At 62.1% G+C, this 20,149-nt stretch carries 17 protein-coding genes; all 17 read left to right on the top strand.

All coding sequences use genetic code 11. The features are described 5' to 3' along the window. The first annotated feature begins 402 nt into the window (after positions 1 to 402). The 17 genes from AWB74_RS49035 to AWB74_RS24300 all read left to right on the top strand — a co-directional run bounded on the left by AWB74_RS49035 (position 403) and on the right by AWB74_RS24300 (position 19,250). A complete protein-coding gene (locus tag AWB74_RS49035) occupies positions 403 to 4,041 on the top strand; it encodes a YadA-like family protein (RefSeq protein WP_087039174.1) in 3,639 nt (1,212 codons plus the stop codon). Positions 4,042 to 4,290: 249 nt separating this feature from the next. Further along, positions 4,291 to 4,944, top strand: coding sequence for a uracil phosphoribosyltransferase (upp, locus tag AWB74_RS24375; protein ID WP_061149276.1), 654 nt, complete (start codon positions 4,291 to 4,293; stop codon positions 4,942 to 4,944). Positions 4,945 to 5,277: 333 nt separating this feature from the next. Further along, a complete protein-coding gene (locus tag AWB74_RS24370) occupies positions 5,278 to 6,006 on the top strand; it encodes a YebC/PmpR family DNA-binding transcriptional regulator (protein ID WP_061149275.1) in 729 nt (242 codons plus the stop codon). A 269-nt stretch (positions 6,007 to 6,275) separates the two neighbouring features. Then, positions 6,276 to 7,592 (top strand): phosphoribosylamine--glycine ligase, encoded by a 1,317-nt coding sequence (gene purD / locus AWB74_RS24365; RefSeq protein ID WP_061149274.1) that lies wholly within the window; start codon positions 6,276 to 6,278, stop codon positions 7,590 to 7,592. Between the two features lie 110 nt (positions 7,593 to 7,702). Beyond that, positions 7,703 to 8,662, top strand: coding sequence for an oxygen-dependent coproporphyrinogen oxidase (gene hemF, locus AWB74_RS24360; RefSeq protein ID WP_061149273.1), 960 nt, complete (start codon positions 7,703 to 7,705; stop codon positions 8,660 to 8,662). After that, a complete protein-coding gene (locus tag AWB74_RS24355) occupies positions 8,653 to 9,339 on the top strand; it encodes a nicotinate-nucleotide adenylyltransferase (RefSeq protein ID WP_087039173.1) in 687 nt (228 codons plus the stop codon). Before hemF ends, AWB74_RS24355 begins: the two co-directional genes overlap by 10 nt. A gap of 13 nt (positions 9,340 to 9,352) precedes the next feature. Further along, the gene (rsfS, locus tag AWB74_RS24350; protein WP_061149271.1) at positions 9,353 to 9,805 is read left to right on the top strand and encodes a ribosome silencing factor; all 453 of its coding nucleotides are present in this window, start codon (positions 9,353 to 9,355) and stop codon (positions 9,803 to 9,805) included. A gap of 13 nt (positions 9,806 to 9,818) precedes the next feature. After that, positions 9,819 to 10,289: a 23S rRNA (pseudouridine(1915)-N(3))-methyltransferase RlmH gene (rlmH, locus tag AWB74_RS24345; protein WP_061149270.1), complete on the top strand. Its 471-nt coding sequence runs from the start codon at positions 9,819 to 9,821 to the stop codon at positions 10,287 to 10,289. Between the two features lie 57 nt (positions 10,290 to 10,346). Further along, positions 10,347 to 10,958 carry a Maf family protein gene (locus AWB74_RS24340; RefSeq protein ID WP_061149269.1) on the top strand — a complete coding sequence of 204 codons (612 nt, stop codon included), beginning with the start codon at positions 10,347 to 10,349 and terminating at the stop codon, positions 10,956 to 10,958. A gap of 7 nt (positions 10,959 to 10,965) precedes the next feature. After that, entirely contained in the window at positions 10,966 to 12,435 is a 1,470-nt protein-coding gene (rng, locus tag AWB74_RS24335; protein WP_061124460.1) for a ribonuclease G, read from the top strand. A gap of 180 nt (positions 12,436 to 12,615) precedes the next feature. Beyond that, entirely contained in the window at positions 12,616 to 13,851 is a 1,236-nt protein-coding gene (locus AWB74_RS24330) for a tyrosine-type recombinase/integrase (RefSeq protein WP_061149268.1), read from the top strand. Positions 13,852 to 14,224: 373 nt separating this feature from the next. Continuing rightward, positions 14,225 to 14,752, top strand: a complete 528-nt coding sequence (locus AWB74_RS24325) for a hypothetical protein (RefSeq protein WP_143749304.1) — start codon at positions 14,225 to 14,227, stop codon at positions 14,750 to 14,752. 143 nt (positions 14,753 to 14,895) lie between these two features. Further along, complete coding sequence (locus AWB74_RS24320; protein ID WP_061149266.1) at positions 14,896 to 15,126, top strand: helix-turn-helix transcriptional regulator; 231 nt, start codon at positions 14,896 to 14,898, stop codon at positions 15,124 to 15,126. Continuing rightward, positions 15,127 to 15,429 (top strand): transcriptional coactivator p15/PC4 family protein, encoded by a 303-nt coding sequence (locus AWB74_RS24315; RefSeq protein ID WP_087039172.1) that lies wholly within the window; start codon positions 15,127 to 15,129, stop codon positions 15,427 to 15,429. A gap of 150 nt (positions 15,430 to 15,579) precedes the next feature. Continuing rightward, the gene (locus tag AWB74_RS24310) at positions 15,580 to 15,852 is read left to right on the top strand and encodes a hypothetical protein (RefSeq protein WP_061149265.1); all 273 of its coding nucleotides are present in this window, start codon (positions 15,580 to 15,582) and stop codon (positions 15,850 to 15,852) included. Positions 15,853 to 15,999: 147 nt separating this feature from the next. Next, positions 16,000 to 16,560, top strand: coding sequence for a hypothetical protein (locus AWB74_RS24305; protein ID WP_061149264.1), 561 nt, complete (start codon positions 16,000 to 16,002; stop codon positions 16,558 to 16,560). After that, the gene (locus tag AWB74_RS24300) at positions 16,557 to 19,250 is read left to right on the top strand and encodes a DUF927 domain-containing protein (RefSeq protein WP_061149263.1); all 2,694 of its coding nucleotides are present in this window, start codon (positions 16,557 to 16,559) and stop codon (positions 19,248 to 19,250) included. Before AWB74_RS24305 ends, AWB74_RS24300 begins: the two co-directional genes overlap by 4 nt. The last annotated feature ends 899 nt before the right edge of the window (positions 19,251 to 20,149 follow it).

Here is a 20,149-nt window from a genome sequence, read left to right as displayed (position 1 = left end):
CCGTTCAATTCGATTCGAATCAAGAGGAAGTGTCCGGACCGACTTGTTTCGCTGTCGAACAGCCGCCACAGCATTTCGCAAAATCGTGAGAAATAAGACGTGCAGTTCTTAATTCGACGCCTGAATCTGTTCCGCTCCTGCGCGGCCGACGTGGAGGCTGCTTTGCCTGAAGAAATAATCTCCGCCATTTCCGCTGCTGCAATCAGATCAGACCGCGCCTGCTCCAATCAAAGCAATCACAGTTTCGAAGAATCGTAATTACTCGCTCAGCGTGTAAGTGCCCGGCGTCAATCGCTGCGCCTATCGTGCAGGCATCACTAAATTATTTCGTGATCCGAATTTATCGATCTTTCTCGTTCTGGTTCGCGTTTTCACGCGTGTTGCTGTAAGGAGGGAATAATCATGAACAGGATATTTAAGGTGGTGCGAAACCAGTCGACCGGACTGTACGTTGTCGTCAGCGAGCATGCGACTTCGAAAAAAGCGGCAACCCACGCGGTCACGGCGTGTCTTCAGGCTTCGCGGTCGCTGTCATTTCCGGCCAACAAAACGGCATGGCTCGTTTTCGTCGCCGTCATGTCGGGCGCCGGCATGCTTGGTGGCGTTGCCTATGCGGGAGGGATTTGCAATACAAGCGGTTCATCCACTTCCTCCGGCGCCGCCGGGGGGGATTGGAGCCCCACCCTCGTGTGCGGAGCGCCCGGAGGCGGCTGGCCAGCCGGCGCCAGTTACACAGCGGACAACGCCATCTGGCTGGCCGCCGCCTCCGGCACGTCATTGGTCGTCGACGGAACCACGAGCCGGATCTACTTCACCATGAATGGCGTAACGGCCACGTTTTCGCCCGGCACGGGAGGCCTGACGCTGGACGGCCTGGCCAACGGCAGCATCACGAACGTCTCGAAGCAGGCGGTCACGGGGCAACAGTTGTTCTCGGTGTCCACATCGGCGTCGACGGGACTGAGCACGACCAACAGCGGTCTGACGTCTCTTTCCACCAGCGTCGATGCCAGCGTCAGTTCGCTTTCGACCGGGCTCTCGACGACCAACAGCGGCGTCGCGTCGCTTTCCACCGGGCTCTCCACGACCGACAGCAACGTCGCCACGCTTTCCACTTCGGTATCCACCGGGCTGAGCACCACCAACAGCGGTCTCGCATCTCTTTCGACCAATGTCGATGCCAGCGTCGGCTCCCTCTCGACCGGGCTCTCGACTACCAACAGCGGCGTCGCGTCGATTTCCACTAGCGTCGCATCCGTATCGACGAACGTAGTCTCGCTCTCCACAGGACTTTCTACAACTAACAACAGCCTCAGCACGCTGTCCACATCCACCGCAACCAGCGTCAGTTCGCTGTCGACCGGACTTTCGAGCACCAACAGCGGCGTCGCATCGATTTCCACCGGGCTTTCCACGACCGACAGCAACGTCGCCACGCTTTCCACTTCGGTATCCACCGGACTGAGCACCACTAACAGCGGTCTCGCGTCCCTTTCGACCAATGTCGATGCCAGCGTCGGCTCACTTTCGACTGGACTCTCGACTACCAACAGCGGTGTCGCTTCGATTTCCACCAGCGTTGCATCCGTGTCGACGAACGTAACTTCGCTGTCCACCGGACTCTCCACGACTAACGACCGCCTCAGCACCTTGTCCACCTCCACCGCAACCAGCGTCGGCTCACTTTCGACTGGACTTTCGACTACCAACAGCGGTGTCGCATCGATTTCCACCAGTGTCGCGTCCGTGTCGACGAACGTAACTTCGCTGTCCACCGGACTCTCCACGACTAACGACAGCCTCAGCACCTTGTCCACCTCCACCGCAACCAGCGTCGGCTCACTTTCGACTGGACTTTCGACTACCAACAGCGGTGTCGCATCGATTTCCACCAGTGTCGCGTCCGTGTCGACGAACGTAACTTCGCTGTCCACCGGACTCTCCACGACTAACGACAGCCTCAGCACCTTGTCCACCTCCACCGCAACCAGCGTCGGCTCACTTTCGACTGGACTTTCGACTACCAACAGCGGTGTCGCATCGATTTCCACCGGCGTCGCGTCCGTGTCGACGAACGTAAGCTCGCTCTCCTCAGGACTTTCTACGACTAACGACAGCCTCAGCACTCTGTCCACATCCACCGCAACCAGCGTCGGTTCGCTTTCCACCGGTCTTTCGACTACCAACAGCGGTGTCGCATCGATTTCCACCAGCGTTGCATCGGTGTCGACGAACGTAAGCTCGCTCTCCACCGGACTCTCCACGACAAACGACAGCCTCAGCACACTGTCCACATCCACCGCCACCAGCGTCAACTCGCTCTCCACCGGACTCTCCACGACGAACATCAGCCTCAGCACGCTGTCCACCTCCACCGCCACAAGCGTCAACTCGCTGTCGACAGGACTCTCGAGTACCAACAGCGGTGTCGCATCGATTTCAACCAGCGTAACCTCGCTCTCTACCGGGCTCTCCACGACAAACAACAGCCTCAGCACACTGTCCACCTCCACCGCAACCAGCGTCAACTCGCTGTCGACCGGACTCTCGACGACCAACAGCGGCGTCGCGTCGATTTCCACGACCGTCACCTCGATCTCGACCGGCCTCTCCACGACGAACAGCAGCCTCACTGCACTGTCCACGTCCACCGCAACCAGCGTCAGTTCGCTCTCGACGGGCATCAGCTCGATCACGATAACGACGCAGAATCTGGGCAGCAGCACCGCCGCCGCGCTCGGCGCGGGCGCCACCTACAACGCCGCCACCGGCACGATCACGCCGCCCTCGTTCGTCACATACAACGCAAACGGCACGACCAGCACGGTGAACTCCATCGGGGAGGCGATCGATAACATCAACGCCAACGGTATCCAGTTCTTCCATACCGACCCGCCGGCAGGCGCGGACAGCATTGCGAGCGCGCCGAATACGGTTGCGATCGGACCGAACGCCGTCGCGAACGTCGCCGGCTCCGTCGCGATCGGTTTCGGGGCGACGACGTCCGCCCCGGTCACCGTGACGTCGTCGAGCGTCGGCGGCCTGAACTTCGGCCCGTACGCCGGCGGCACGCCCTTCGGTGTGTTCAGCGTCGGCGCACCCGGCGCCACGCGGCAGATCACCAATGTCGCCGCCGGCCAGGTTTCAGCCACCAGCACCGACGCGGTGAACGGCAGCCAGCTGTACCAGACCAACGCCACACTCGCGTCAGTATCCACCACCACCACGAGCGGCCTCACCTCGCTGTCGACCGGCCTGTCGACGACCGACAGCAAGCTCGCGGCACTGTCGCTTTCCACGTCATCGACCTTCAATTCCCTCTCCACCGGGTTGTCCGTCACGGTCAACAACGTCAATTCGGTATCCACGTCGACATCGACCGCCATCGCCGCTCTGTCCACCTCGACGGAGACGAACATCACGTCCTTGTCCACCAGCATCAACGCCAGCAATATCGCGATCGGCTCGCTCAGCGTGGCCATCGGTTCCGGCAACGGATCGCCCTCGGGCATTGCGGCGGACATGAAAACCGCGCCGGGCAATCCGCAGGTCTCGCCGGGCTCCAATTCGGTTGCGCTCGGCGTGAATTCGGTCGACGACGGCCGCCCGAACGTCGTCTCGGTCGGCAGCCCGACGTCGCAGCGGCAAGTCATCAACGTGGCCCCGGGCACGGAAGGCACGGACGCGGTGAATCTCGACCAGTTGAATGGGCTGTCGACATCGGTGTCGAAGTCGCTGTCGAATCAGCAAGGTCAGATCAACTCGCTCAACGCCCAACTGAACCAGACACAGCAGGCGCTGCAGCAGACCGACACCATGGCGCGGCAAGGCGTTGCAGCCGCAACCGCGCTCACCATGGTGCCGCAGGTCGAACCGGGCAAGAGAATCAGCGTCGGTTTCGGCGTCGGGCGATTCGCGGGCCAGTCGGGCATGGCGTTCGGCGCCAGCGCGCACATCACGTCGAGCAGCGTCATCAAGCTCGGCATCGGCATGTCGGGCAGCAACAAGACGTATGGCGCCGGCTACGGGCTGAACTGGTGAGTGACGTTATCGCCACGGCTTGCGGACGACGGGCAGCCGTTCGTCGTTCCAGAGCATTTTCACGCCGTATCGCGGGCCATGTGGCGTCGGTCTCAAAGCCGTACACTCTCGTGTGACGCGAACGCTCGCACCGACCTCACGGTCGCGTGCGAGCTTTTGGGTAAACTGTCGCCACTGTCCGCTTCGCCTCAGGCGAGGCGCGAAAGGCAGCCCATCACACGAGCAGGACGCGCAGCGCGCGCGAGACCCATGAAACAAGACAGCCGCTTTCCCAATCTCTTCATCCTCGATCACCCGCTGATCCAGCACAAGCTCACGCACATGCGCGACAAGGACACGTCGACGCGCACGTTCCGCGAGCTGCTGCGGGAAATCACGCTGCTGATGGGCTACGAGATCACACGCAACCTGCCGCTCACGACCAAGCGCGTGGAAACGCCGCTCGTCGAGATCGACGCGCCCGTGATCGCCGGCAAAAAGCTCGCGATCGTGCCGGTGCTGCGCGCGGGCATCGGCATGTCGGACGGCCTGCTCGATCTGGTGCCGTCGGCGCGCGTCGGACATATCGGCGTGTACCGGGCGGAGGATCATCGTCCGGTCGAGTATCTCGTGCGCCTTCCCCCGGATCTGGAAGAGCGCGTCTTCATCCTGTGCGATCCGATGGTCGCGACGGGCTATTCGGCGGTCCATGCCGTCGACGTGATGAAGCGCCGCAAGGTGCACGCGGAGAACATCGTATTCGTCGCGCTGGTCGCCGCGCCCGAAGGCGTGAAGGTGTTCCAGGATGCGCATCCGGACGTGAAACTCTACGTCGCGTCGCTCGATTCGCATCTGAACGACCATGCGTATATCATCCCCGGCTTGGGCGATGCCGGCGACCGGCTCTTCGGCACGAAGAACTGAGTGTCCGCTTAAATCCTTCCGACCGCCGCGCCACGCGCGGCGGTTTGCGTTTTGGCGCGCTTTTTTCCCGAATTCGACCCGGTTTGCGCCGTCTTTCCGCCGCCGCAGCGCGCACGGCGGTACTGAGCGTGCGCGCCGCCATGCTAAAATTTCGGTCTGTTCCTATTCGGGTTACGCCGGACTAAACGATCCGCGAGCGAACCCGGCGCTGTTCACGAAAAACGCGCGAGCACGCGCGAAGAAACGCGGCGCGAACAGACACATCCGGCTTCACACAGCACGACAGCACACTAGGCGCACGGCTCATCAGCCCGCGCGCGACGGAGAAAGGTAATGGCGGGTCATTCGAAATGGGCCAACATCAAGCATAAGAAGGCCGCGGCCGACGCGAAGAAAGGCAAGGTCTGGACGCGCCTCATCAAGGAAATCCAGGTCGCGGCGCGCATGGGCGGCGGCGAGATCGATTCGAACCCGCGTCTGCGTCTGGCCGTCGACAAGGCCTACGACGCCAACATGCCGAAGGACAACATCAACCGCGCGATCCAGCGCGGCACCGGCGGCGTCGATGGCGCGAACTACGAAGAAATCCGCTATGAAGGCTATGGCATCGGCGGCGCGGCGATCATCGTCGACACGATGACGGACAACCGCACCCGCACCGTCGCGGAAGTGCGCCACGCATTTTCGAAGTTCGGCGGCAACATGGGCACGGACGGCTCGGTGTCGTTCATGTTCGATCACGTCGGCCAGTTCCTGTTCGCGCCCGGCACGCCGGAAGACAGGCTGATGGACGCGGCGCTCGAAGCCGGCGCGGACGACGTCGTGACCAACGAAGACGGCAGTATCGAAGTGATCTGCCCGCCCAACGATTTCCAGAAGGTGAAGGACGCGCTCGAAGCCGCGGGCTTCAAGGCGGAACTCGCCGAAGTGACGATGAAACCGCAGACGGAAGTCGAGTTCGGCGGCGACGACGCGGTGAAAATGCAGAAACTGCTCGACGCGCTCGAAAATCTCGACGACGTGCAAGAGGTCTACACGAACGCCGCGATCAACGAAGACTGAAGCTTCGGATCGCACGGGGCGCGGTGGAACAGGATTTCGCCCGCCCTCGCATGGAACGTCTTTCGCTTCGGCTCGCATGTCGGAGCAGCGCCGCTCAATCGACGTCGAGTCGCCGCGGCGGGGCATCGCCGCCGGAAGGCGCGTGACGCAGCCGATATCGGCGCGAGCCGCCTTCGCGACGCCATGACCGCCGTCATGTGCGCGCTTCACGGTCGATGCGCCCGCCGCTTTTACTCAAGCCGCTTTTTGTCAGGATTTCGGGGATTCACATGAAGTTACTCGTCGTCGGTTCCGGCGGCCGCGAACATGCGCTGGCCTGGAAGCTCGCGCAGTCGCCGCGCGTGCAGATCGTTTATGTCGCGCCGGGCAACGGCGGCACCGCGCAGGACGAGCGCCTGCGCAACGTCGACATCACGGACCCGGCGGCACTCGCCGATTTCGTCGAGAAAGAACATGTCGCGTTCACGCTCGTCGGTCCGGAAGCGCCGCTCGCGGCCGGCATCGTCAATCTGTTCCGCTCGCGCGGACTGAAGATTTTCGGGCCGAGCAAGGAAGCCGCGCAGCTCGAAAGCTCGAAGGACTTCGCCAAGGCGTTCATGAAGCGCCACAACATTCCGACCGCCGAGTACGAAACCTTCTCCGACATCGCCGCCGCGCACGCGTACATCGACGCGAAAGGCGCGCCGATCGTCGTCAAGGCGGACGGGCTCGCGGCCGGCAAGGGCGTCGTCGTCGCGATGACGCTGGAAGAAGCGCACGGCGCCGTCGATGCGATGCTCGCCGACAACACGCTCGGCGATGCGGGCGCGCGCGTCGTCATCGAGGAATTCCTCGCGGGCGAGGAAGCGAGCTTCATCGTGATGGTGGACGGCAAGCACGTGCTGGCGCTCGCGTCGAGCCAGGACCACAAGCGGCTGCTCGACGGCGACAAGGGCCCGAACACCGGCGGCATGGGCGCGTACTCGCCCGCGCCGATCGTCACGCCGCAACTGCACGCGCGCGTGATGCGCGAAATCATCCAGCCGACGGTGCGCGGCATGGAAAACGACGGCATCCGCTTCACCGGCTTCCTCTACGCCGGCCTGATGATCGACGCAAACGGCAATCCGAAAACGCTCGAATTCAACTGCCGCATGGGCGACCCCGAGACGCAGCCGATCATGGCGCGGCTGAAGGGCGATTTTTCGAAGGTCGTGGAACTGGCGATCGACGGCAAGCTCGACACCGTCGATCTCGACTGGGACCGTCGCACGGCGCTCGGCGTCGTGCTCGCCGCGCACAACTATCCGGAGACGCCGCGCAAGGGCGACCGCATCAGCGGCATTCCCGCGGAAACCGAGAATTCCGTCACTTTCCATGCGGGCACGACGCTCGCCGACGGCAAGCTCACCACGTCGGGCGGGCGCGTGTTATGCGTCGTCGGATTGGCGGATTCCGTGCGCGGCGCGCAATCCGTGGTCTACGATACAGTCAACCAGATCTCGTTCGATGGCATGCAGTATCGGCGGGACATCGGTTATCGCGCCGTGAACCGCAAGCAATCGGCTGATAAAAGCGCTGAAAAGCCCGCCGACAAGCACGGCTGAAGCAGCGCCGAAGCCGCCTGAGCATGCGCGCTGCCGGACCTTGTGTCCGGCAGCGCGCTTTTGAGAGTTTCGAGACGAAGGGTTAACCCCGGACCGATCAGCAGCAATCGATGAGTGAACCGAACCGCAGCGCGGAACAACGCCAACAAGACGACGCGTCCCATGATATCGAGGCCGTCCGCGCCTATCTGACGGGCCTGCAGACGCGCATCGCCGATGCGCTCGGCGGCTTCGACGGCACCGCCTTCGCCACCGACGCCTGGACCCGCGAGCCCGGCGCGCATCTGCGCGGCGGCGGCGTGACGCGCATTCTGGAAGGCGGCGGATTCTTCGAGCGCGGCGGCATCGGCTTTTCGGACGTCCAAGGCGACGCGCTGCCGCCCTCCGCGAGCGCGGCGCGCCCGCAGCTCGCCGGTCGCGGCTTCGAGGCGCTCGGCGTGTCGCTCGTGATGCACCCGCGCAATCCGCACTGCCCGACGGTGCACGCCAACGTGCGCATGCTGACCGCGCTCAAGGCAGGAGAAGCGCCGATCTTCTGGTTCGGCGGCGGCATGGATCTCACGCCGATCTACGGCTACGAGGAAGACGCGCGGCATTTTCATCAGACTTGCCGCGACGCGCTCGATCCGTTCGGCGTCGAGCTGTATCCGCGCTTCAAGACCTGGTGCGACGAGTATTTCTATCTGAAGCATCGCAACGAGCAGCGCGGCATCGGCGGCATTTTCTTCGATGATTACGCGGAAGGCGGCTTCGAGCGCGCGTTCGCGCTGATGAAGAGCGTCGGCGATGCGTTCCTGAAAGCGTATCTGCCGATCATCGAGCGCCGCTGCGACACGCCTTACACCGAACGCGAGCGCGAGTTCCAGGCGTACCGGCGCGGGCGCTACGTCGAGTTCAATCTCGTGTTCGACCGCGGCACGCATTTCGGCCTGCAAAGCGGCGGACGTACCGAGTCGATCCTCATGTCGATGCCGCCCGTCGCGAACTGGCGCTACGACTGGACGCCCGAGCCCGGCACGCCGGAGGCGCGGCTCTATTCCGACTTCCTGGTGCGGCGCGAATGGCTTTGAATTCCGCTGTGCCCTGCATGAAGCGCGTCGGCATTTTCGGCGGCACGTTCGATCCGATTCACAACGGGCATCTCGCGATCGCGCGCCGTTTCGTCGAACTGCTTCGACTGACCGAGCTCGTGCTGTTGCCCGCCGGTCAGCCCTGGCAGAAAGCGGGCGTGTCCGCGCCTGAACATCGGCTGGCGATGACGCGCGCAGCGGCCGCATCGCTCACGCTCGACGGTGTGCGGGTCACCATCGGCACCGACGAGATCGATCGTCAGGGCGACACCTATACCGTCGACACGCTCGCTCACTGGCGCGAGCGCGAAGGCGCGGACGCGTCGATCTCGCTCCTGATGGGCGCGGATCAGCTCGTCAAGCTCGACTCCTGGCATCGCTGGAAAGAGCTGTTCGACTACGCACATATCTGTGTGGAGACGCGCCCGGGCTTCGATGTCGCGACGCTGCCGGCGGTCGTTGCGGCGGAAGTCGCGCGCCGCGCCGCGCCGCCCGAAACACTGCAAGCGAGCTCATGCGGTCACGTGCTCATCGACGAAACGCTGCTGCTCGACGTATCCGCCACGGCGATCCGCGAGGCAGCGCGCACGATGTCGGACGTCACCGAAGCCCGCGCTCAGGTCCCGACGAGCGTATGGGACTATATTGTTCAACATCACCTGTACCGGACACGGTAAAGACACGGTAACCATGGAACTTCAAAAGCTTCAACGCGCGATCATCGACGGTCTGGAAGACGTCAAGGCGCAAGACATCAAGGTGTTCAACACGACGCATCTGACTTCGCTCTTCGACCGCGTGGTCGTGGCGAGCGGCACATCGAACCGGCAGACCAAGGCGCTCGCCAACAGCGTGCGCGAGAAGGTCAAGGAAGCGGGCGGCGACATCATCAGCACGGAAGGCGAAGAGATCGGCGAGTGGGTGCTGGTCGATTGCGGCGACGCGGTCGTGCATATCCTTCAGCCCGCGCTGCGCCAGTACTACAACCTCGAAGAAGTCTGGGGCGACAAGCCCGTGCGCGTGAAGCTGCAAACGCCGAACATGTTCGGCGGCGCGCGCGTCACCGCGGATGACGACGAGGACGACGAAGACGCCGCGCCCGCGGTCAAACGCCCCGCGCGCAAGACCACGCGCAAGCACTGATCCCGCTCATTCGATGAAGCTGGTCATCCTCGCCGTCGGACACAAGATGCCCGACTGGATCACGAATGGCTTCGACGAATATGCGAAGCGCATGCCGCCCGAGTTGCGCATCGAGCTTAAAGAGATCAAGCCCGAGCAGCGTTCGTCGGGGCGTAACGCCGAGAGCGTGATGGCCGCCGAGAAGCAGCGCATCGAAGCCGCCTTGCCGAAGAACGCGCGCGTCATCGCACTTGATGAACGCGGCCGCGACTGGACCACGATGCAACTCGCGAACGCCCTGCCCGGCTGGCAGCAGGACGGGCGCGATGTCGCGTTCGTGATCGGCGGCGCGGACGGGCTTCATCCGGATGTGAAATCTCGCGCAGAACTGTTGCTGCGCGTGTCGAGTCTCACGCTGCCGCACGGCATGGTGCGCGTGCTGCTCGCCGAACAGCTTTACCGCGCGTGGAGCATCACGCAGAATCATCCTTATCATCGCGCGTGAGGCTTTGCGGTCGTCGGACTTCGAATGCCGCGCGTGTCATTCGAATCCAAATACCCAATGACTCATCCCTTCGTTTATCTCGCTTCTCAAAGCCCGCGCCGTCAGGAGTTGCTGCGTCAGCTCGGCGTGAAATACGAACTCCTTCTTCCCCTTCCCGATGAAGACGCCGAAGCGCTCGAAGACGCGTTGCCCGACGAAGCCGCCGATGCGTATGTCGTGCGCGTGTGCGCGCTGAAGGCGCATGCGGCGCGCGCGCGGCTCGTCGCAGGCGGTCATGCGAGCGCGCCGATTCTCGTCGCCGATACGACCGTGACCATCGACGGACTGATTCTCGGCAAGCCGCTGCACGAAGACGATGCGGTCGCGATGCTCGAACGTCTCGCGGGCCGCGAGCATGAAGTGCTGACGGCCATCGCCGTGGTCGATGGCGAAGGCGCGTTGCTCGATCCCGTTCTTTCCCGCTCACAAGTGCGTTTCGCGAAAGCCGATCGTGCTGCGCTGCAGCGCTATGCCGCGTCGGGCGAGCCGCTCGGCAAGGCAGGCGCGTACGGCATACAGGGCCGCGCGGCCGAGTTCATCGAGCGAATCGACGGGTCCTATTCGGGTATCATGGGTCTGCCCCTTTTCGAAACCGCAGCTCTCTTGCGCGTGGCGCGCGTCGAATTCTAAACAGGCCATGAACGAAGAAATCCTGATCAACGTCACACCGCAGGAAACCCGTGTCGCACAGGTTCAGCAAGGCGCCGTTCAGGAGCTTCACGTCGAACGCACGCTTTCGCGCGGACGCGTCGGCAATGTGTATCTCGGCAAGGTCGTGCGCGTGTTGCCGGGCATGCAGTCCGCGTTCATCGACATCGGTCTCGAACGCGCGGCGTTTCTCCATGTCGCCGATATCTGGCATCCGCGCATCGCGGGCGAGCCGCATAATTCGACGCCGCATGTGCCCATCGAGAAGATCGTCTTCGAAGGGCAATCGCTGATGGTGCAGGTCGTGAAGGACCCGATCGGCACGAAGGGCGCACGGCTGTCGACGCAGGTGAGCATCGCGGGACGCACGCTCGTGTATCTGCCGCAGGAGCCGCATATCGGCATTTCGCAGAAGATCGAAAGCGAAGCGGAGCGCGAGGCCGTGCGCGCGCGTCTCACAGCCGTGTTGCCCGCCGATGAGAAAGGCGGCTATATCGTGCGGACCATCGCGGAAGACGCGACGAGCGAAGAGCTCGCGGCCGATGTCGCGTATCTGCGCAAGACGTGGGCGACGATCGTCGCGCAAGCGCAGCGCGTGCCGCCGACCACCCTGCTCTATCAGGACCTCAATCTCGCGCAACGCGTGCTGCGCGACTTCGTCAACGACGAGACCACGCGCATTCAGGTCGATTCGCGCGAGACCTATCAGATGCTGGCGGATTTCGCGGCGGAGTTCACACCGGCGGTGGCATCGCGGCTGCATCACTACACGGGCGAGCGGCCGCTCTTCGATCTGTACAACATCGAGACGGAGATTCAGCGGGCGCTGTCGCGGCGCGTGGATCTCAAGTCGGGCGGCTATCTGATGATCGATCAGACCGAGGCGATGACGACCATCGACGTCAACACGGGCGGTTACGTCGGCGCGCGCAATTTCGACGACACGATCTTCAAGACCAATCTCGAAGCGGCCCATACGATCGCGCGGCAATTGCGGTTGAGGAATCTGGGCGGGATCATCATCATCGATTTCATCGACATGGAGAATGTCGAGCATCGGGATCAGGTGCTGGGCGAACTGAAGAAGGCGCTGTCGCGCGATCGTACGCGCGTGACCGTCAATGGCTTCTCGCAGCTCGGACTCGTCGAGATGACGAGGAAGCGCACGCGCGAGTCACTCGCCCACGTGCTGTGCGAGGCTTGCCCGACGTGTCAGGGCAAGGGCCAGGTCAAGACGCCGCGCACCGTGTGTTACGACGTGCTGCGCGAGATCATGCGCGAGTCGCGGCAGTTCAATCCGCGCGAGTTTCGCGTGGTGGCTTCGCAGCAGGTCATCGACCTGTTTCTCGAAGAAGAATCGCAGCATCTGGCGATGCTGATGGACTTCATCGGAAAGCCGGTTTCGTTGCAGGTGGAGTCGAATCTCAGTCAGGAGCAGTATGACATCGTGTTGATGTAGGGTTTACCCTGAGTCACCTCATATCATCACGAGTCGCCTAAGTCATTGTTTTTGAAGTCTTTCCAAAATCGTCTGAATTTTCCCGTATCATTTCGCCTCAGTTAAGCGCGCCTCCAATTGGTAGCTAGATTGGTAGCTAGAGTCAGGAACAATGCGGACTCAACTCAGGAGTAATGCGGGTTGGCAAAACGGCAGACAAACCTACTTTCGGACGTCGAACTCAAGCATCTCGTGCGCGCCGGCGCGCCCGTCGCGAAGTCCGACGGCGCGGGCCTCACGTTCACTCTGTCCTCTTCCGGCACCGCCGCCTGGATACTTCGTTTCAGTCACGGTGGCCGACGCCACGAGTTGACGCTCGGCAACTACCCCGACCTCTCACTGACCGCCGCGCGCAAGATTGCCGCGGCGAAACGCGTTGCGGTCCAGCAAGGCGTCAACCCCGCCGTTGAGAGGCGCAAGGAGAAAGCCCGGAAGGATTGGAGCGTGCGACAGCTCATCGCCGACTATCGCGAGCGCGTCCTCGTCACGCTTGCCGAGAGCACACAGCGGAGCTACGGCCGCAACCTCGATCGCGTTGAGGGCGGCATGGGCTCACTATCGCTGCGCGCCGTAAGCGCGGCGGACATCGTGGCGCAGATCGAACGTATCAAGCTCGGCTGGGTCGAGGCGTTCACGCTTTGGTGTGTGCTCAAGGCCCTCTTTAAGCACGCCGCTGGCAAGCGGCTGGTCGAGACCAATCCGTGCGCAGGCATCGCGCTGGAGGCAATCATTGGGAAGCGCCCGCCTATTCGCACACGCCTGATGCTCACGGACGCTGAGCTCCACGTTCTGCTGACTGCGAAGATGCGCGAAGTGAACCTCTACGCGGTGCGCATTGCCCTGGCAACTGGTGTCCGGATCGCCGAGCTATACACGGCACTGCGTGAGGACGTTCATCTCAATGAGGCCCGCTGGCGCATCCCGAAGAGCAAGACCGGCCCAGAGATGGACATTCCGCTCGCGCCAGTTGTCGTCGAGTGGTTCGAGCGGCTCTTCGAGCTCGCGGGTACCTCGGACTATCTTCTGCCTGCGCGTTTGAGCAACCGCATTGATCGCCACGACGGCGACACACACGTCTCGAAGGACGCGATCCGCGAGGCGATCGACTACTGGATCGAGCACCACGAGCCAATGATTCGCCGCTTCACGCCGCACGACCTGCGCAGCACGATGAAGAGCCATATGCGCAAGCTCGGCGTTCCGCGCGATATCTCAGAAATGTGCCTGAACCACAAGCTGGCAGGCGTCGAGGGCATCTATGACCAGTACACCTACTACACCGAGCGCCGCGCGGCGCTCGAACTTTGGGCCGCGTTTCTAACGAAGCGGATAGCCGACGAAGAATGGAATGTGACGCCGATCAAGCGATCGGCATGACGGTTTGCCGCGCCTAGCTCAACGGAGCGAAAGCCGAGTGCCCCACTCGGTTGGCGCGGCTACTCAATAGGGTTTTGCTACAGGGCAGGCAATGCGGGAGCTTGGGTCATTCAAGCGATGGTTTAGCATCCAGCAAGCAGCCACCCTTCTACAGGGGGCGTTTGGCGAGCACATCACAGAGAGCGACGTGCTCGAGCACGTGAATGCCGGACATATCCCGGTGTGGTGGGATGCCACGGAGCGGTATGCAGTATCGATCGCACGGGGTTGTCACTGTTTTGGCACGCGCGCAAACCAACCGGCAGCAGGAATCGGCCGTGCGCTAACGCCACGAGAGAGGGAGCAATGGTTTCGCCAGTCGGACTGTGTCCAAATGCTTGACGGCATCTATCGAATCGCGCTTGACGCGCGTCAGGACCGGGAAGAGATATTCGACGGGGAACAGGCGGGGAAAATCATATTCTCCGACGGTGTTCTGCTCCGCGACGCCGATGGCGAATCGCTTCTACAAGTACTCAGGCGGATGCCAGGGCGGCCGACCGGATCGAAAGAAGCAAGGGACTTCATTGTCGACCTTGAGTTTCCGACGTCCGATTCATTCCGTATCGCGAGTACAGACTTACGCGCGCTGCTCAATGGCGACGAACCCGTCGCTGAGCGGTCGGGTGCATCGAACGGGCAGAAAGAGCGCGAAACGCTTTTGAAGCAGGTGGGCGCGCTGGCAACGCTGCTGTCCGAGAAAACTAGCGCTTATCGCCGCGGTGACAAGCCAAACGCCAGCCAGATCGCTGACGCTGTGGAAGCGATAATCGGGGAAATACCCGACGCGAACACACATGGATTGGGGCGCTCAAGTGTACGAGCAAGCATCACTGAGGGTATCGCGCTACTTCGAAGATAGAAAAATGCCAGCTGGCATCGAAGTTTGCCAGTTGGCAAACGCGCATTGATCTGTGGAAGACTATCGGTGTCGCCCGTCGCAAATTGAATCACGACGGCGCGATACCCGCCGGGCAGTATCGCGCCACACTAGGAGCGATACTGATGTCCCAATTCACAACCGCCCTGCTCTCGAAGGCGCTGGTCTCTTTCGACTCTCTCCCTGACTCCGCACACGTTGATGTGCGCACCGTCGCCGGTCTGTATGGTTGCTCGACGCCGACCGTCTGGCGACGCGTCAATGCTGGCCTGATTCCGGCGCCGCGCAAATTCGGCATGAGCACGCGCTGGAATGTCGGCGACCTCCGTGCCTCGTTGATCGTGGAGGCCGAATAAATGACGGACAAAAAAAAGGCCAACCCGAAGGCCAGCCAGAACGACGCCGACAATTCTAGCAGTGACGCCGAACACCTCGTCCGTTTTCTAGACGCGGTGAAGAACGCAAGCGAGCGTCTGCGCGTCGACGTCAAAACCTACCGGGGCAGCACCTACATCGACATCCGCGTCTGGTACGTGACGGACGACGGCGATTACCGGCCGTCGAGCAAGGGCGTCACGCTCAAGCCGACGATGGCGCCCGAACTGCTGCGCGGCATCGCACTGGCGGCGCGATCCTTCGATCCGAGGGAGGCGAACTGATGCGCAAACTCTCCGCACATGGATTGACAAGAGTACCCAATGGTCCTACATTGGCAAGCATGGTTCGCGCACTTCGCGAGGACCGATTCCCCGAAAGGATGCTTTCCATGAAGACCTCTCTTCGTGCGTGCTTGCTCGCGCTCAAAAAAAATGACCCATTACATCCCGCCCTCTCCAGAGGATATGGAGCGGCTCAAACAAGAGCTCGGCAAGAGCAGTACAGATATGGCCAATTTGTTCGGCGTGTCGAGCGGTCGACAGTGGCGCAAGTACATGGCTGCGGATGCCAACAACCGCAGGGACATGGGTATGCACATGCTGTTCTTCGCGATGGCCCGGATGGAGCTGGACTCCGAGACGATGGAGCGCATTCTGAACCGGATGCGCGCAGTGGGCGCTACGATCGAGTTGGACAAGGCGTAACGCCACGACTCCCACAAAACCCTTCCGCATTCGTCAATCAGACGCTGCGCGAAATCGCGCTCGCATCGTCGTCCAACGCGGCAGCTGATGTTGTGGCCGACGCTTTGCTCGCGCTGGCCCTGCTGGCTCATTCGGTCGAGGTGCACCATGGTTGAACGCACCGAGTTTCCGCAGCGCGGACCGAAAGAAGTCGGCGATCTGTATGTCGACCTCCAACATCTCAATGCCCTCCTCGTCGCAATCGAGGAAAGCGCGGCCAGCGGCGACACTGAGCGGCCGTTCCTGCTTGCGCAGATCGGTCAGGAAGTCGCCCGGGCCGCGCTCAGGCAGATTGATGCTTCGGGAGACTCAACGAATAAGCCGCCCGACAATACCCGCAACGAAGACATCACCGCCCTCACGCTGGAAGACCGCGCATTGCATCGCCTGGTCGACAACGCGTCTGGCGAGTTCGCTGTAGCGGAAGAAGTCCTCGCTGACCTGTTCGCACTGTTCGAAGCGATTGGTGCGGCGACCAAGACGCACGAGCTGGCCCATCGACTTGCCGCGCTCGGCGTCCGGACGGCTGACGAGTATCGCAACTCCTTCGAGGAAACGAAGGAAAAATATAACGAGCATTCCCGCAACATCGTGGAGGCGATGGGTGCTGCTGGTTCTTCACTTCGGCGTATCTCCGGCGATGAGCAGTCCTCAGGGGGGCACGCATGAGCGACGTCATCAATGTCAAAGCCCAGTTTGCTTCTGCAATGGCAACGCATGGACTTGTGCCGACTGAAATCGTTGCTGACGGGAAGATTCACCGGTTCGATGCGGGCGATGAAAAGCGTGGCAGGAAGTCCGGCTTCTATTTCCTTCATCTCGACGGCGTTCCGACGGGCATGTTCGGTGACTGGCGTACTGACCTGAGTAAGAAATGGTGCGCCAAATCAGAGCGCGACATGACCGACGCGGAGCGGGCCGCATTTCGCGAGCGTATCCGCGAAGCGAAGGCAGCACACGAGGCGGCAGAGGCTCGCGACGCCGAAGCGGCACGCACGGCTGTCGCCAGTCATTGGGAAGCCGCCGGTGGTGTGCGCGGCGGTCATCCGTACGTCGTAGCCAAAGGCATCCGTCCGCGAGGCGCCAAGCAGTTGCGCGAACAACTGTTGATCCCGCTGCGCGACATCGACGGGACGCGGCACTCGGCGCAGTACATCCAGCCCGACGGCGCCAAGCGGTTCAAGAGCGGCGGGCGCGTCGCTGGTTGTTTCTGCCTGGTCGGTGACGAGCCGGAAGACAACGAGACGATCCTGATTGCCGAGGGATGGGCAACCGCGTGCAGCCTGCACCAGGCCACCGGACGCCCCGTGTTTGCCGCAATGAACGCCGGAAACCTGCTCGCCGTGACGAAGGCCGTGCGCGAGAAATATCGGAGCGCGCACATCGTGGTGTGTGGCGATGACGACTACCAGACCGAAGGAAACCCGGGCGTACAGAAGGCACAGGCGGCGGCGCAGGTTGTCGGCGGCGCAGTGGCTGTGCCGAAATTCGACCCTGTGCGCCGGGACGGCGAGACGGACTTCAACGACCTGCATCGTCTGGAGAGTCTGGACGCGGTCAGGCAATGCATTGCCGAGGCTCTTGCATCGCTCGATACACAATCGCAGCCCGACGCACCGGGGTCTCTCGCGAACGTAAGTGAATTTCCGTGGGCAGGAAACAGGCCAGCGGCGGCGCGAGAAGAGTCAGATGGCTGTGTGCCCGCTGGATTCCACGTCACCGAGCGCGGGGTGTTCTACGAAGAAGACGACGGCACGCCGCACTGGATCTCCTCTCCGCTGCACGTGCGCGCGCTCGTGCGTGATCGAGCATCGGAAAACTGGGGACGGCTGCTCGAATGGAACGACGCCGACGGCCATCCGCATGTGTGGGCCATGCCCATGGAAATGCTCCGCTCTGATGGCGCAGATATGCGCGGCGAGCTCGCACGGCTCGGCCTCGACATCGCCCCGGGCAACAAGGCCCGCAACAAGCTGACCGAATACGTCACGTGCGCAAAGCCGATAGCACGCGGGCGCTGCGTCACGCGCACGGGTTGGCATGCCGGCGCTTTCGTATTCCCCGATCGCACGATCGGCGATGCACGCGAGCGCGTGATCTTTCAGGCCGAAACCGTGATGCGCCCCTACTCGCAGGCTGGGTCGCTTGATGACTGGCAACTGGGCGTTGCGCGGCTTTGCGTCGGCAATTCACGCCTTCTGCTCGCCGTGTCTGCTGCGTTTGCCTCCATGATGCTGGAGTTCTCGGGGCAGGAATCCGGCGGTATCAATTTCGTTGGCGACTCATCGACCGGCAAGACGACGGCGCTTCGCGCAGCCTGCTCAGTGTTCGGTGGGAAGGACTACATGCAGCGATGGCGCGCCACGTCAAACGGGCTGGAGGGGCTCGCCTCGCTCCACAATGACGCGTTGCTGGTGCTCGACGAGCTTGCGCAGGTCGACGCTCGAGAGGCCGGAGAAATCGCCTACATGCTTGCCAATGGCAGCGGCAAGGCGCGCGCCGGTCGCACCGGCACCGCTCGAGCCCGGCAGACGTGGAAGCTCCTGTTCCTGTCTGCGGGCGAGATCGGACTCAGCCAGCACATGCAGTCGATCGGCAAGAAAGCGAAGGCGGGTCAGGAGGTTCGGCTCGTCGAGATACCGGCCGACGCTGGCGCCGGGTTCGGTCTGTTCGAGCAATTGCACGGCGCGGCTGGCGGCGCGGATCTGTCGGCAGCGGTCAATGAGGCGGCGGCGAAGTGCTACGGCACACCGTCTATTGCCTTTCTCGAGGCGATCTGTCGCGACCGGACAGAGATCGATGAATGGTTGAAGACAGAAAAGAAGCGATTCGTCGAAGTCAATCTGCCGCCCGGGTCGAGCGGCCAGGCCCACCGAGTTTGCCAACGCTTCGCTCTGATCGGCCTGGCTGGTGAGTACGCCTCTGGAGCAGGCATTACAGGGTGGCGCGAAGGTGACGCGCTGCGTGCGGCCGCCGATTGCTTCGCTGCGTGGCTGGACGCTCGCGGCGGCGCGGGTAATCAGGAAAAGGACAACATCCTGTCGCACGTCAAAGGCTTCTTCGAGGCCCATGAAGAATCGCGGTTCTCTGACCTCAATGAGGTGACCGAGCGTCCGACCATCAATCGCGCTGGTTTCCGTCGCACTGGTGAAAATGGAGTGGAGTTTCTCGTGTTTCCGGAGGTGTTCAAGCGAGAGATCTGCGCCGGCTTCGAACCAAAGAGCGCTGCGAAAGCATTGATCGACGCGGGATGGATCCGCCCTTCGCCGGATGGCAAGTTTCAGCGCGTTGAACGATTGCCCGGAAAAGGGGCAACCCGCCTTTATGTTTTCTCCTCGAATGTGTGGGGGGCGCAATGAATTTCGGTTTGATTCTCCGGAACACTCAAAAATCTGGTGTAACCGGTGTAACGCCCGATCGGAGCCTTGCTGGTAGAAGCTTTGCGCGTAACACCTTGCGTACGAATGCGTTACACCGTTACACCTACAGACCCCATCGGTGCCAGCGCGTGTTACACCTGAAATTCAATTCGACGGAGGTGTAACGCTGTGGTGTAACAGCCAGTCCCTTGCTGCTATTGGGTTTGCGCGGCGCGTTACACCTGCTACACCTGTTACACCGAAAAAATGCAAGGTTCGTGAATTGGCCGGAGGCGTGCGATGATTCCTCGCAATTTGAAGCATTACGGACCGTACGCACATCTGCAAGGGACCAACGGAAAACCGTCACAACGAGCGTGCACTGGAGGACAGCAAGGGTGCGTTGATCGATCCGGACAGTCGCGCGCCCTATCTACCGTGGGGACTGTACCTCGGAGCCGGTGGCGTACACACTTCCGTGCGGAGCTCGTCGAAATCATCGAGCGGCTAGCGGACGTGGAACGCTGGGCGGAAGGACATCGCAACGACGTACTTGCACGTGCGATTCGCGGCCCGCTAGCCGACCTGCTGCCGAGCTTCGGCACTTCAGAGAGTGCCATGCAGACCTAACGAGCCAGGAGGAAGTGCGAGGGAAGATTCGAGCGCTCATGGAGGTTCGACAGGTAAACGACGATAAACGAGTCGGTCTTGTCGGCGTCGGTTAGACGTCTCAGGGACGGGCGACAGCTATAGGGTCGGCTATTGCGCCTCTTTTATATGCGAATTGAATTTCACCTAGTTACACCCTCACGTCAGGCAGTAGTCGTTAAGGGTTATTCGATGCCTGCCATCGATCACAGGAATGTGACGGTGCCGCTGCGCGTGTTGGCAGGCGTCGA

The organism is Caballeronia arvi, from assembly GCF_001544695.2.
Lineage (GTDB): Bacteria > Pseudomonadota > Gammaproteobacteria > Burkholderiales > Burkholderiaceae > Caballeronia > Caballeronia arvi.
Note: the sequence above shows the minus strand (reverse complement) of the source record. Positions and strands in the feature narration are given on the sequence as shown.